Raw genomic sequence first — 14,325 nt, forward strand, 5'->3', positions numbered from 1 at the left:
GGGAAAAGCCTGCGGCCTTTTTCGCATTATTGCGGGTAAGGCACCCAACTGCCGCCGTTCAACTGAACGTAAGGCTTGCCCTGATACTGAATCACGATAGCGTTGGAGTTTTCCGAGACCGCTGCGCTCTGCGGCAGATTAGCAATATACTGCTGCCAGTTGATGTCGTTTTCGCCAAACATCTTGCCATCCAGGGCGCGAACCACCAGCTCCGAAACAGCCAGATAGCTACTTGGCTGATCTATTGTGATCGGCGCATCGGGATGCCGCGCCTTGATGCCGAAAAACTTCACCGCCGCCGGGACGTTGGTAATTGAGGGGCTTGGAATATCGCGCAGGCCGGAAACCTGCATTTTGTCGCCTTTCAATGCCGCGCCGTGTTCCGGCACGACGATGACCATCACCTTACGGCCCGATTTATCCAGCTCAGTGAAGAAACTGTCCAGTTCGTCGAAGAACTTCTGCGCACGGGCTTTATAGTCCGCAGTTTTGCTCTGGCCTGGGTAGTGGTTGCCATCGTGCAGCGGCAGCGTGTTGTAGAAGGTCGCAGTGCGCGGCGTGTTCAGTTTATCGAGCGTCTGTAGCCAGCGGTTCAGCGTTGCCTGGTCGTCATAAACTGGCGAGCCGTCAAAGCCTTGCAAAATCACCGGCAGACCGGCTTGATCCATCAGCGGGCTCTGAATGCCGCCTAAAGAGCGCAGCTCTTTCAGGAAGTCGCCAAAGATACCGTTATGCCCAAGCATCAACTGCTGGGTAAAGCCCAGTTTTGCCAGGTTTTCAAACAGGTAGCATTCATTACCTGACGGCTGATACAGGTTAGCGTGTGAGAGTTGACCACAGCTGGCGCGCAGCAGGCGAGCAGCAGCCGGACCGCTGTACGAGGTGGCTGAGTTAAAGTTTTTGAACAGCAGGTCGAAATGCTTCCACAGCGGGTGATCCATTAACCCGGCGGCTTCAATATCTGACCATGAGAGCGAGCAGATGTTGATAATTAAGACATCAAATGGCTGGGCATCGGCCGGTAGCGCATCAGGGAAAGGCGTTTTACGTTTCTGCTCGGAGGCATAAAAGGTATTAAGCCAGTTGGTGAGATTAGCCGACGTTGGTGGCTCCGTTTGCGGCGGAATATCGTTATTCGCCGGGGCGGTATTGGTGGCGATAGCGGTACCGCCGCCGGTATTGGTTGCGGTATTTGCCGTCGCTGCCGTAGGTTGACCTGCTGGCCATAGGGTAAAAGAGGGCAGCAGCGGGCTAACAACCAGCCAGACCATGATCGCCGAGACAAAAACCGTCACCCGCAGCCATTGGCTGATAAACAGCCACAAGACCAGCAGGACAAAGAACGCGCCGACCATATTCCAGTTGATAAAGCGGGTCACCAGATCCCAGATGTAGTCGGCGCTAAAGCCAGCAATCTGCGAACCTTGACTGAAGATGCTTTCCAGTCCGGGTAGCCAGGTATCGTGCCAGAACAGCATAAAGCCCAACGGGATCGCTATCCAGTGGCGCAGGCGGTGCAGCTTATACTGCGGAATTGGCACCAATAAGAAGGCGAGAAACACCAGGTTCAGCATCGGGTGAAAATTAAGGTATCCCGCCCACAGCAAAGCAAACTTCACCAGGAAGTAGAAGTTCCAGCCGGATAAGCCGCGCCAGTACCGCCAGAGCGGAAGCGATGCAGCGGTTGTTTTTGGATTGGTCATTTTGTTGATTTGCCTTGCCTGGATGCCGTTTCCCGGCGCAACACGCCAGCCGGTTTGACATAACGGGGTTTAAAGAACATCAGTCGTAACGTGGTACGAATACGCCGCTGGTAGTGGCGCGTCAGGTATCCCAGCGGGAAAAACAGCAGGGCGCACAGGACGACCAACTGAATAATATCGGCAATAGACATCATAGATTTAGCTCCCCATCGATGGATAAACGATGTGGCTCAGGGTTTCGACGCCAGCTTCGCCCATCATGGGTCGCGTTGATGGTCTCATTCTTGCCCAGAGAAATAGGCAGGGGCGTGTTCCAGTTCTCCGGCATGATGCCGCGCATCAACATAATTTCAGCGGATATCTGTTTATCTTCAAACCAAATCATTCGGTTAGAGAAAATATCGCCGGTAGGCAAAGGGAAAATATGGTTTAACGCGGTATCGAGATCGTTTACACGGCAAAACGACAGGAACAGCACCAGACGATTGTTACCAATAGTCATGATGTCGCCCATGCGGTTGGGTTTACACAGCGTCAGCGCCTGCTCGACGCGCAGGCCCGGTGCCGGACGTAGCGCCACCATTACGCCTTTGCTATCGGCGGGCAGCATAGTGTTAGCCATAATATTGTGCACCGCTTCGCAGAAGGCATCCCACTTCTGGTAGCCGCGCAGTTTTAGCGGTTGACTCCAGGTGAGCAGGGTGGAGAAATCTTCCGGAATATGGCGAGTAAACTTCTGTTTCTGTACGCTTTCAATTAGCGTCAGGCAGCGCGAGAGCGGTGCGCCGCTGGGGATAACCATATTTGCGCCGCTGCTTAGCAAAAGTCGCTCATCGGTGGCGCGCAGGCTTGGGGTCTGCTCGCGAACGATCACTTTTAACGCGCTGCCGCGCTGGCGGCGCAGCGTGTGGATATAGCGTCCCAACTGCTCAATCTGCTCGTTTTGGGTAATGGAGAAGATAAGTGTTGCCGCCTGCGCCATCCGTCCGGCATTGAAAACAGCGTCGTTGGTATCGAATAGTGTCCAGTATTCGGAAAGCGCGGGCGCCCCTTCCAGTACGCGCAGGTTACTGAGGACGACTTTCTCGTCGCTGCGTGGCTGAACGACGGTTTCCTCATCCTGCGCCAGTCGCCAGCCATTCTCATCGTGCAAAACAGTGAGTTGCTGCTGGGCGCTTATTCCTTTTTCGCTTCCCCACCAGGCAATATCAAACAAGTGGCTGTCACCCTGGTAACGAATGCTTGCCAGACCGGCAAGAGAACGATACTCGCGTAATAAAGGGGAAAGCTGTTTATCGATATCATGCCCCGAATTAAGTACTAATAGAGAACAATGATGGTATTTAGCCCAGCGATACGTTTTTTCTACCCACTTGCATAATTCTTCGCTTTTTATATTCTGCCAGGCATTTTCTGCACATAGCAGAATAAACAAATAATTGCCAGGCTCGAGGGAGCAAACTAAATCGCGGTGCATCTCTTCCAGCCCTTCCGGGCGGTTTGGCATGGTGAATAATGCAATTTTCTCAGGCCCGAGGTTTTTATCTAGTGCAATGATCTTATTTGGATTATCACCCATGACTATCGCCGCAACCTGACTCTCTTGAGCCTGAGCGGCTAACGTATGGTTGAGCAGGCTTACCGCATCAGGGTAGCGGTCGACGTTTAACCACCATACCCCGCCAACGGGCATATGGCAGACTTCGTCCCATAATGATGAAATACCCAAAGAATATACGATATCCACGGCGTCCCTCGTGAGACCTGATTTACACTTGATCAGTTTACTAGCGAAAGCGTCAGAGTAAACCTAACATTGAAATTAAAGGATATCAGTTTTAGCATGTAACCATAATTTAAGGATTAGCCAGCATCCCCCAAATTTAATTTATGTATTTTGCCAACGGACAGAGAAATGCCAGCGAAAGAGCCTGCTGTACCCACCGATGCGACTTTGGGCTACACGTTCCAAAATGATTTCCTGGCGTTAAGCCGGGCATTTTCCCTGCCTGATATTGATTACCACGACATTTCCCGACGCGAGCAGTTAACCGCGGCGCTGAAACGCTGGCCATTACTGGCTGAATTAGCTGAGAAAAAGTAAGGACGCCGTTGATGGCTATTCTGGGATTACAAGGCGTGCGCGGTGGCACTGGCACCACATCGATTACCGCTGCGCTGGCCTGGGCGCTGCAATTACTCGGGGAAACCGTACTGGTGGTTGATGCCAGCCCGGACAATATGCTGCGCTTTTTTTTCAACGTCGATTTCAGCCACAAAGCGGGCTGGGCGCGTGCGATGATCGACGGCGATGACTGGCGCGATGCTGGACTTCGCTACACTTCGCATATCGATCTGCTGCCCTTTGGTCAGCTTGAACCGGGTGAACGCGAGAATATCGACCAGCTTCAGCCGATGCTTTCGCCGATGGCTGAAATGGTGCAAAAACTCCATCAGCAGGGCGAACACCGCTGGCTGTTAATTGACCTGCCGGACGGCTATTCGCCGCTGACTCGCGCCTTAATCAACGTATGCGACCGCACGCTGGTGGTGGTTCACCCGGACGGTAACAGCCATATTCGCCTGCATCAGCAGGCATTCCCGACGAATAGCGATATTTTGATCAACGATCTGCGCGTTGGCAGCCAGCTGCAGGAAGATTTATATCAGCTGTGGCTGGAGAGCCAGCGCCGCATTCTGCCGGTGACGATTCATCGCGATGAGGCGATGGCGGAGTGTCTGGCGGCGAAGCAGCCGCTCGGCGAATATCGTCAGGATTCTCTGGCGGCGGAAGAGATCCTCACGCTTGCCAACTGGTGCCTGCTGCACTATGTCGGCAAGGGGGCGGAATGATTCGCCTGAGTACCCTGCTGCTGGCTCCGCCCGTTGGCGAACGGCTGAGCGAGCGCTATCGTGATTATCGTCGGCATGGCGCATCGTGGCTGGCGGCCGCGTTGGGCTGCTTGTGGGCGTCGTTGGCGTGGGCGTTTATGCCGCTGGAAACGCCGCGCTGGCAGGCGATTCGCGAGCGCCATGATGAATTTTTCCCGCATATCAACCCGCATCGCCCGCGCCCGCTGGACCCGATTCGCTACCTGCTGCAATCCTTATGGCTGCTGGCGACCCGGGTGCCGGAGCCGGATAAAAAGGTCAACTGGCGTTCGCTGGTCGCCCTCGAAGGCGTACAGGGACGCTATGCGCAGTGGCTGGAAAAGCTGCCGGAGAAGGTTAATGCCCGCACTAGTCATTTGGATAAACACAAAGAGCTGGCGCACCTGAACCCGAAGCTGCGGCGGTTGATTCTCGGCACGGTGACGTTTTTCTCGCTGATCCTCGCGCTGCTCTGTATTACTCAGCCGTTTAATCCACTGTCGCAGTTTATTTTCCTGCTGTTGCTATGGGGCGTCGCGCTGCTGGTGCGCCGTATTCCAGGGCGCTTCTCAGCGCTGATGCTGATCGTGCTCTCGCTAACCGTTTCCTGTCGCTATATCTGGTGGCGCTACACCTCAACGCTTAACTGGGATGACCCGGTAAGCCTGGTGTGTGGGATCATTCTGCTGTTCGCCGAAACCTACGCCTGGGTGGTGCTGGTGCTGGGCTATTTCCAGGTCGTCTGGCCGCTGAACCGCCAGCCGGTACCGCTGCCGGAAGATATGGAGCAGTGGCCGACGGTGGATATCTTCGTTCCGACTTATAACGAAGATCTCAGCGTGGTCAAAAACACCATTTACGCCTCGCAGGGGATCGACTGGCCGAAGGACAAGCTCAATATCTGGATCCTCGACGACGGCGGGCGCGAAGAGTTCCGCCAGTTCGCCAAAGACGTCGGGGTGCACTACATCGCACGTACCACTCATGAACACGCGAAGGCCGGCAATATCAATAACGCGCTGAAGTACGCCAAAGGCGAGTTCGTGTCGATTTTTGACTGCGACCACGTGCCGACTCGCTCATTCCTGCAAATGACCATGGGCTGGTTCCTGAAAGAGAAAGAGCTGGCGATGATGCAGACGCCGCACCACTTCTTCTCCCCGGACCCGTTTGAACGCAACCTCGGGCGTTTTCGCAAAACGCCGAACGAAGGCACGCTGTTTTATGGCCTGGTGCAGGATGGGAACGACATGTGGGACGCCACCTTCTTCTGCGGCTCCTGCGCGGTAATCCGCCGCGGCCCGCTGGATGAAATTGGCGGTATCGCCGTGGAGACGGTGACGGAAGATGCCCATACTTCTCTGCGTCTGCATCGCCGCGGCCACACTTCCGCCTATATGCGTATTCCGCAGGCGGCGGGGCTGGCCACGGAGAGCCTGTCGGCGCATATCGGTCAGCGCATCCGCTGGGCGCGCGGGATGGTGCAGATTTTCCGTCTCGATAATCCGTTGTTTGGCAAAGGGCTGAAGCTGGCGCAGCGCGTCTGCTACGTCAACGCGATGCTGCACTTCCTCTCCGGTATTCCGCGCCTGATCTTCCTGACCGCGCCGCTGGCGTTTTTGCTGCTGCACGCCTATATCATTTACGCCCCCGCGCTGATGATCGCCCTGTTTGTGCTACCGCATATGATTCACGCCAGCCTGACCAACTCGAAGATTCAGGGTAAATATCGCCACTCTTTCTGGAGTGAAATCTACGAAACGGTGCTGGCCTGGTATATCGCTCCGCCGACGTTTGTCGCGCTGATAAACCCGCACAAGGGCAAATTCAACGTCACCGCGAAGGGTGGGCTGGTGGAAGACGAGTACGTCGACTGGGTGATTTCCCGTCCCTATATCTACCTTGTGCTGCTGAATCTGGTCGGCGTCGCCGTGGGTATCTGGCGCTTTATGTACGGCCCGGAAAACGAGGTCCTGACCGTCTGGGTGAGTATTATCTGGGTGTTCTATAACTTGATTATTCTCGGCGGCGCGGTGGCCGTGTCGGTCGAAAGTAAGCAGGTGCGGCGCTCGCATCGTGTAGAGATGTCGATGCCGGCAGCGATTGCCCGCGAAGATGGTCATCTGTTCTCCTGCACCGTTCATGACTACTCCGACGGTGGGCTCGGCGTCAAAATTCACGGCGAAGCGCAGGTGCTGGAAGACCAGCACGTCAAGCTGCTGCTCAAACGCGGGCAGCAGGAGTACAGCTTCCCGGTGCGGGTTGCGCGGGTGAACGGTAGCGAAGTGGGCTTACAGCTGCTGCCGTTAAGCAATCGGCAACATATTGATTTTGTACAGTGTACGTTTGCCCGCGCAGATACGTGGGCGCTTTGGCAGGATAGCTTCCCGGAAGATAAACCGATGGAAAGCTTGCTGGATATCCTGAAGCTGGGGTTCCGTGGATATCGTCACCTGGCGGAGTTCTCACCGCCGTCGGTGAAGGTTATTTTCCGCTCGCTCACCTTGCTGGTGGCCTGGGTTGTCTCGTTTGTTCCGCGCCGTCCTGAACGCGCGGCAGCGACACTCTCGGCGGAACCGGCAATGGCTCAACAATGATGATAATGCGATGAACAAAAAACTCTCTTTGATTTGTGCAGTAGCGGTGAGCATTGGCGGCTGGTCCCCCTTCGCTTCGTATGCGGAACCGACGGCAGCGGTAGCAGCACCGGAAGCGGCGCAGACGACTACCGTGCCCGGTATTGCCGGGGTGGTTGCTGACAGCCAGCCAACGGCGGCCCTTGCTGACCCGGCGGCCCCGGTGGTGGTATTGGATAATGCCCCGACCCGCGACGTAAAACTCACCTTCGCCAAAATCGCCCCGCCTCCCGGCAGTATGGTGCTGCGCGGCGCGCGTCCTGATGGCTCGGTAGAGTTCGGTATGCGCAGTGATGAAGTGGTGGCGAAAGCGCTGCTTAACCTCGACTACACGCCATCGCCGTCACTGCTACCGATCCAGTCGCAGCTAAAGGTCTATCTTAACGATGAGCTGATGGGCGTTTTGCCGGTTACTAAAGAGCAACTGGGCAAAAAAGTCAGCGCGCAGATCCCGATAGATCCGCTGTATATCACCGACTTTAACCGCGTGCGCCTGGAGTTCGTTGGCCACTATCGTGATGTCTGTGAAAACCCGGCCAGCAGCACCCTGTGGCTGGACGTGGGCCGCGAAAGCTATCTGGATTTAACCTATCAGTCGCTGAACGTGCGCAACGATCTCTCGCATTTCCCGGTCCCATTCTACGATTCCCGCGATAACCGCCAGCTCACGCTGCCGATGGTCTTTGCTTCCGCGCCGGATGTTCAGCAGCAGCAGGCGGCGGCGATTATCGCCTCGTGGTTCGGCAGCAAAGCGGGTTGGCGCGGCCAGCAGTTCCCGGTTCACTTCAACGCGCTGCCGGATCGTAACGCCATTGTTTTTGCCACCAACGATAAGCGCCCGGACTTCCTGCGCGAGCACCCGCCGGTTAGCGCGCCGACTATCGAAATGATCGACCATCCGAGCAACCCGTACGTCAAGCTGCTGGTGGTATTCGGTCGTGATGATAAGGACCTGCTGCAGGCGGCTAAGGGGATTGCTCAGGGCAATATTCTGTTCCGCGGCAGCAGCGTGACGGTTGACGATGTGAAAGAGCTACAGGCACGTAAGCCTTACGATGCGCCAAATTGGGTGCGCACCGACCGGGCGGTGACCTTTGCTGAGCTGAAGACCTACGAACAGCAGTTGCAATCCAGCGGTCTGGTACCGGATTCGATCAACGTGGCGCTGAACCTGCCACCGGATCTTTACCTGCTGCGCGCCAACGGCATCGATATGAACCTGAATTATCGCTACACCATGCCGCCGATCAAAGACAGCTCGCGCATGGATATCAGCCTTAACGATCAATTCTTGCAGTCGTTTAGCCTCAATAGCTCGCAGGATGTGAATAAGCTGATACTGCGCCTACCGGTGCTGCAGGGGCTGCTGGACGGCAAAACGGAAGTGACAATCCCGGCGCTACGTCTCGGGGCGATGAACCAGCTGCGCTTTGATTTCCAGTATATGAACCCGATGCCCGGCGGCTCCATTGATAACTGTATTACCTTCCAGCCGGTACAGAACCATGTGGTGATTGGCGACGACTCGACCATTGACTTCTCGAAGTACTATCACTTTATGGCGATGCCAGATCTGCGCGTGTTTGCCAACGCGGGCTTCCCGTATAGCCGGATGGCCGATCTGTCCGACACCTTGGTTGTGGTACCAAAAGCGCCGACTGAGGGCCAGGTTGCCACGCTGCTGGAGACCACCGGCGGCATCGGTGCGCAAACCGGTCTGGCGTCAATTAACCTGCGCATGACCGATGACGGTAGCCAGATTAAAGACAAAGATGCCGACCTGCTGTTGATTGGCTCCATTCCGCAGGCGCTGAAAGATGACAGCAAAATCAACCTGCTGGTTGAAGCGACTAAAAGCTGGGTGAAAATGCCAATGCGCCACTACGACCTGGCGAGCATTTACCCCGATCTTGAAGCCAGAACGCCGAATACCCGCACTGATATCACCTCGTCCGGGCCGATGGCGGCCATTATCGGCTTCCAGTCGCCTTACAACGATCAGCGCAGCGTCGTTGCGCTGCTGGCCGATAGCCCGCGCGGTAACGAACTGCTGACCGCGGCGCTGAACGACAGCGGCAAACGCGCGGCGATGTTTGGTTCCGTTTCAGTCATTCGTGAGTCGGGCGTGAACAGCCTGCGGGTGGGTGATGTGTATTATATCGGGCATCTGCCGTGGTTCGAACGCATTTGGTTTGCGCTCTCCAGCCATCCTGTGCTGCTGGCGATTCTGGCGGCGGTGAGCATCGTGCTGCTGGCGTGGGTACTGTGGCGCATGCTGCGTATTATCAGCCGTCGTCGCCTCGATCTTGATGATGAGTAATCGATGATGAATGCAGTACGCGGAGTGGTGTTATTGGTATTGATTCTGGCGGCGGCGCAGGTTAGCGCCGCCTGCCAGTGGCCGGCCTGGGAGCAGTTTAAAAAAGAGTACGTCAGCGCCGAAGGGCGGGTTATCGACCCCAGCGATTCACGAAAAATCACTACTTCGGAAGGGCAAAGCTATGCGTTGTTCTTTGCCCTGGCGGCCAATGACCGCGAGGGTTTTAGCAAGCTATTTGAGTGGACGCAAAACAACCTCGCGGAGGGTGACCTGCGCGCGCATCTGCCGGGCTGGTTGTGGGGTAAAAAGAGTGATGATGAGTGGACGGTGCTGGATAGCAACTCGGCGTCTGATTCCGACTTATGGATAGCCTGGTCGCTGCTGGAAGCTGGACGCCTGTGGAAAATGCCGCACTACACGGAAGTCGGTAAAGCGCTGCTGGCGCGGATTGCCGATGAAGAAATCGCTACGGTGCCGGGGCTCGGGCCGCTGGTGTTGCCGGGGAAAGTTGGCTTCGTCGATGACGGCGGCTGGCGCTTTAACCCCAGCTACCTGCCGCCGCAGCTGGCGACCTACTTTGCCACTTTTGGCGCTCCCTGGCCGAAGGTACGCGAAGCGAATCTGCGCCTGCTGCTGGAGACCGCGCCAAAAGGTTTTTCGCCTGACTGGGTACGCTACGAAAAAGGCAAAGGCTGGCAGTTGAAAGCGGATAAACCGATTATCGGCAGCTATGACGCCATTCGCGTCTATCTGTGGGCCGGTATGCTTGACGACGGTGATAAGCAAAAAGCCCGTCTGCTGGCGCGCTTTAAGCCGATGGAAACTCAGACTATCAGCCAGGGCGTGCCGCCGGAAAAAACCAATATCGCCAATGGTAAAACCACCGGCAATGGCCCGGTCGGCTTCTCAGCGTCGCTACTGCCGTTTTTGCAAAATGACGACACCCGGGCCATTCAGCGTCAGCGCGTCGCTGACGATTACCCCGGCGCGGATGCTTACTACAGCGCGGTCCTGACCCTTTTCGGCCAGGGATGGGATCAACACCGTTTTCGCTTCACCGCCGCTGGCGAATTACGACCTGACTGGAACCAGGAATGCACAAGTTCTCACTAAGCTTATTCACGCTCTCTTTAAGCGTTGCGCTGATGCCGCTGGCGCACGCCGCGAACACGCCCGCTCAGCAACATCTGCTGGAGCAGGTGCGACTCGGCGAGGCCAGCAACCGTGAAGACCTGGTACGTCAGTCGTTGTATCGACTGGAATTGATCGACCCCAATAACCCGGATGTGGTGGCCGCGCGAATGCGTTACCTGCTGCGTCAGGGCGATACCGCCGGGGCGCAGAAACAGCTTGAGCGTCTGGCTAAATTGGCCCCGGACTCGACGGAGCTCAAAACCTCACGTAACGAGATGGATATCAGCACCGGCGATAGTCGCCAGGAGCTACAGCAGGCGCGTCTGCTTGGCGTTGCCGGGAAAGTTGATGAAGCGATTGTTGCTTACGAGAAGTTGTTCAACGGCGTACCGAGCGATGAAAACGCGGCGATTGAGTACTGGACGCTGGTAGCGCGTCTGCCATCACGTCATAACGAGGGCGTCAATCAGCTAAAAAAACTTAACGCCAGCTCGCCGGGCAACGTCCAGTTGCAAACGGCGCTGGCGAAACAGATGTTTGGCGACAATAAGCCGGAAGAGGGATTCGCTTATCTTGAGCAGATGTCGCGCTCGGCGGCGGGCCGCGGTATCGCTGCCGATATGTGGTTTACTGAAGTCAAAAGCATGCCGGTCAGTAAGGCCAGCGTGCAGGCTTTACAGCGATTTTTGATGCAGTTCCCTACCGGCTCCACCTCGGCGAATGCTCGGGTGCTGCTCGACCAACAGCAGACGCAGCTTAAAGACCCGACGTTCCGCGATCGTGCTGAAGGTCTGGCGGCGGTGAAAGCGGGTAAAGGTTCGGTGGCCGTCGCTGATTTGCAGCAGGCCGTAAGGGCCGACAGTAAAGACAGCGATGCGGTTGGCGCGTTAGGGCAGGCCTACTCCCAGCGCGGCGATCGGGCACGGGCGGTCGTCCAGTTGAATAAAGCCATCAAGATGGACCCGGATAGCCCGAGCCGCGATAAATGGGACAGCCTGCTCAAGACCAACCGCTACTGGCTGCTGATCAAGCAGGGCGACAACGCGCTGAAAAGCGGCCAGTTGGCGCAGGCGCAAAATTATTACGCTCAGGCGCAGCGAGTCGACAATACCGACAGTTATGCGGTACTGGGGTTGGGTGACGTGGCGGCGGCACGTAAAGAAAACGCGGCGGCGGAGCGTTACTACCAGCGCGCGCTGCGCATGGATCGCGGCAATAGCCTGGCGGTGCGCGGCCTTGCCAATCTCTATCGCGCTGAATCGCCGGAAAAAGCCAGCGCCTACATTGTCAGCCTGTCGCCGGGCCAGCGGCGCAGCATTGACGATATCGAACGCAGCCTGACCAACGATCGGCTGGAGAAACAGGCCGAATTGCTGGAGAGCCAGGGCAACTGGGCGCAGGCGGCAGAAGTACAGCGCCGAAGGCTGGTGCTGGATCCGGATAGCGTATGGATAACTTACCGCTTATCGCGGGATCTGGTCAGCGCGGGCAGTCGTAGCGAAGCCGATGCGCTGATGCGTGCGATGGTCAACCGCAAGCCCGGCGATGCCGACCGGATTTATGCTTATGGCCTCTATTTATCCGGTAACGATCAGGATGAGATGGCGCTGGCGCAGATTAACGCCCTGCCGCGTGGGCAATGGACCGACAATATTCGCGAGCTGGACGCGCGGCTGCAAAGCGACAAAGTCTTGCGTCAGGCGAACCAGTTGCGCGATGGCGGTCAGGAAGCGCAGGCCATTGCGCTGATCAAACAGCAGCCGACGTCGGTGCGCTACGAGCTAACCCTGGCGGACTGGGCGCAGCAGCGCGGCGATAGCCGGACGGCGATAGCGGAATATCAGCGGGTACTCAGTCAGGAACCGAGCAACGGCGATGCGCGTCTGGGCATTGCGGAAGTCTATCTTGCCGATGGCGATAAAAACGCCGCTCGGGCCCAGGTGGCGCATCTCAAGGGCGAGGATGTTGGCTCCATCAATATGCAGCGACGCATTGCTCTCACGCAGGCGGGTCTCGGCGATAGCGTTCAGGCGCAGCAAACTTTCGCCCGTATTGTTCCGCAAGCGAAAGCCCAGCCGCCGTCGATGGAAAGCGCGCTGGTGCTACGCGATGCCGCGCGCTTCCTGGCGCAAAACGGTGAGCCGCAGCAGGCGCTGGAGGGTTACAAAGATGCGATGGTGGCCTCCGGCGTGACTCGCGTGCGCCCGCAGGATAACGACACTTTCACGCGCCTGACGCGTAATGACAGCAGTGATGACTGGCTGAAGCGCGGGGTGCGTAGCGACGCCGCCGATCTGTATCGTCAGCAGGATCTGAACGTCACCCTTGAGCATGATTACTGGGGATCCAGCGGTACCGGCGGCTATTCCGACCTGAAAGCGCATACCACCATGTTGCACGTGGATGCGCCGCTGGCCGACGGGCGGATGTTCTTGCGTACCGACCTGGTCAATATGGATGCCGGTAGTTTTTCTACGGATAGCGACGGCAGCTACTCGCCGAGCTGGGGTACCTGCGGCGAAATCGCCTGTACTGGCGGCAGCAAACACCAAAGCGACAGCGGTGCCAGCATTGCGGTAGGCTGGAAAAACGACACCTGGAGCGGCGATATCGGTACTACGCCGATGGGCTTTAACGTCGTCGACGTGGTGGGTGGTCTGAGCTACAGCAGCGATGTTGGCCCGCTGGGCTACACCGTTAACGTCCATCGTCGACCCATTTCCAGCTCGCTGCTGGCCTTTGGCGGGCAGAAGGATAACGGTAATGACGGCCATACCGGTAAGACCTGGGGCGGAGTGCGCGCCGACGGTGGTGGGCTTAGCCTGAGTTATGATAAAGGCGAGGCTAACGGCGTCTGGTCGTCGCTGGGCGTTGATCAGCTGACGGGTAAAAACGTTGCTGACAACTGGCGCGTGCGCTGGATGACCGGCTACTACTACAAAGTTATTAATGAAGATAATCGCCGGGTGACCGTTGGCCTGAACAATATGCTCTGGCACTACGATAAGGACCTGAGCGGCTATACCCTCGGCCAGGGCGGTTACTACAGCCCGCAGGAGTATGTCTCCTTCGCCGTGCCGGTGACCTGGCGTCAACGCACCGAGAACTGGTCCTGGGAGCTGGGCGGTTCCGTTTCCTGGTCCCATTCGCGGACCAAAACAGAAGCTCGCTATCCGCTGCTGAATTTGATTCCCTCGCAGTATCGCAACGCAGCCAGCCAGCTGACGGAAGAAGGCAGCAGCAGTTCGGGCGTCGGCTATACCGCCCGGGCGCTGGTTGAGCGGCGGGTGACCGGCAACTGGTTTGTTGGGGCGGCGGTGGATATTCAGCAGGCGAAGGATTACACCCCAAGCCATGCGTTGCTTTATGTCCGCTACTCGGCTTCCGGCTGGCAGGGCGATATGGATATCCCGCCACAGCCGCTGGTGCCTTACGCTGACTGGTAGCAGATTAGCCTGAATTACGTGACAGGGCGTCACTCCACGGCGCTCTTCGCGTATACTCGTCACACTTCGCCCGCCTTTGGCAATACCGATCGTTTTTTCCCCGGTGGCGCTGCGGCTTCCCGGGCTACGGGTCCGTGCGGTTTTGGGTTTGTAGCCGGACAGGCGTTTTGCGCCGCCTCCGGGAAGGCACCCCAGGACATCGCTGCACACCTTGC

The 14,325-nt window shown here is 57.2% G+C and carries 9 protein-coding genes; 6 read left to right on the forward strand and 3 right to left on the reverse strand.

The window, feature by feature from the left end; all coding sequences use genetic code 11:
• Positions 1-26: 26 nt before the first annotated feature.
• From bcsG to bcsE, 3 genes are read right to left on the reverse strand one after another with little or no spacing between them, the layout of a single operon-like run.
• Positions 27-1,703, reverse strand: coding sequence for a cellulose biosynthesis protein BcsG (gene bcsG, locus HV213_RS01380; protein WP_181484525.1), 1,677 nt, complete (start codon positions 1,701-1,703; stop codon positions 27-29).
• Positions 1,700-1,897 carry a cellulose biosynthesis protein BcsF gene (gene bcsF / locus HV213_RS01385; RefSeq protein ID WP_110276212.1) on the reverse strand — a complete coding sequence of 66 codons (198 nt, stop codon included), beginning with the start codon at positions 1,895-1,897 and terminating at the stop codon, positions 1,700-1,702. Before bcsF ends, bcsG begins: the two co-directional genes overlap by 4 nt.
• Positions 1,894-3,450: a cellulose biosynthesis protein BcsE gene (gene bcsE / locus HV213_RS01390; protein WP_181484526.1), complete on the reverse strand. Its 1,557-nt coding sequence runs from the start codon at positions 3,448-3,450 to the stop codon at positions 1,894-1,896. The genes bcsF and bcsE overlap by 4 nt, the downstream gene beginning before the upstream one ends.
• 168 nt (positions 3,451-3,618) lie before the next feature.
• Here bcsE and bcsR point away from each other — a divergent pair, with 168 nt between their 5' ends.
• Genes bcsR through bcsC form a run of 6 tightly spaced genes read left to right on the forward strand, consistent with a single transcriptional unit; the run spans position 3,619 to position 14,110 of the window.
• A complete protein-coding gene (gene bcsR, locus HV213_RS01395; protein ID WP_004106713.1) occupies positions 3,619-3,807 on the forward strand; it encodes a cellulose biosynthesis protein BcsR in 189 nt (62 codons plus the stop codon).
• 11 nt (positions 3,808-3,818) lie between these two features.
• Entirely contained in the window at positions 3,819-4,556 is a 738-nt protein-coding gene (gene bcsQ, locus HV213_RS01400) for a cellulose biosynthesis protein BcsQ (protein WP_181484527.1), read from the forward strand.
• Positions 4,553-7,171: a UDP-forming cellulose synthase catalytic subunit gene (bcsA, locus tag HV213_RS01405; protein WP_181484528.1), complete on the forward strand. Its 2,619-nt coding sequence runs from the start codon at positions 4,553-4,555 to the stop codon at positions 7,169-7,171. The genes bcsQ and bcsA overlap by 4 nt, the downstream gene beginning before the upstream one ends.
• Before the next feature lie 10 nt (positions 7,172-7,181).
• On the forward strand, positions 7,182-9,530 hold the full coding sequence (gene bcsB, locus HV213_RS01410; protein ID WP_181484529.1) for a cellulose biosynthesis cyclic di-GMP-binding regulatory protein BcsB: 2,349 nt from the start codon (positions 7,182-7,184) through the stop codon (positions 9,528-9,530).
• A gap of 3 nt (positions 9,531-9,533) precedes the next feature.
• Entirely contained in the window at positions 9,534-10,643 is a 1,110-nt protein-coding gene (gene bcsZ / locus HV213_RS01415; protein WP_181484530.1) for a cellulose synthase complex periplasmic endoglucanase BcsZ, read from the forward strand.
• Entirely contained in the window at positions 10,625-14,110 is a 3,486-nt protein-coding gene (bcsC, locus tag HV213_RS01420) for a cellulose synthase complex outer membrane protein BcsC (protein WP_181484531.1), read from the forward strand. Before bcsZ ends, bcsC begins: the two co-directional genes overlap by 19 nt.
• Positions 14,111-14,325 lie beyond the last annotated feature (215 nt).

This window comes from Klebsiella sp. RHBSTW-00484 (genome assembly GCF_013705725.1).
In the GTDB taxonomy this organism is placed as follows: Bacteria; Pseudomonadota; Gammaproteobacteria; order Enterobacterales; family Enterobacteriaceae; genus Klebsiella.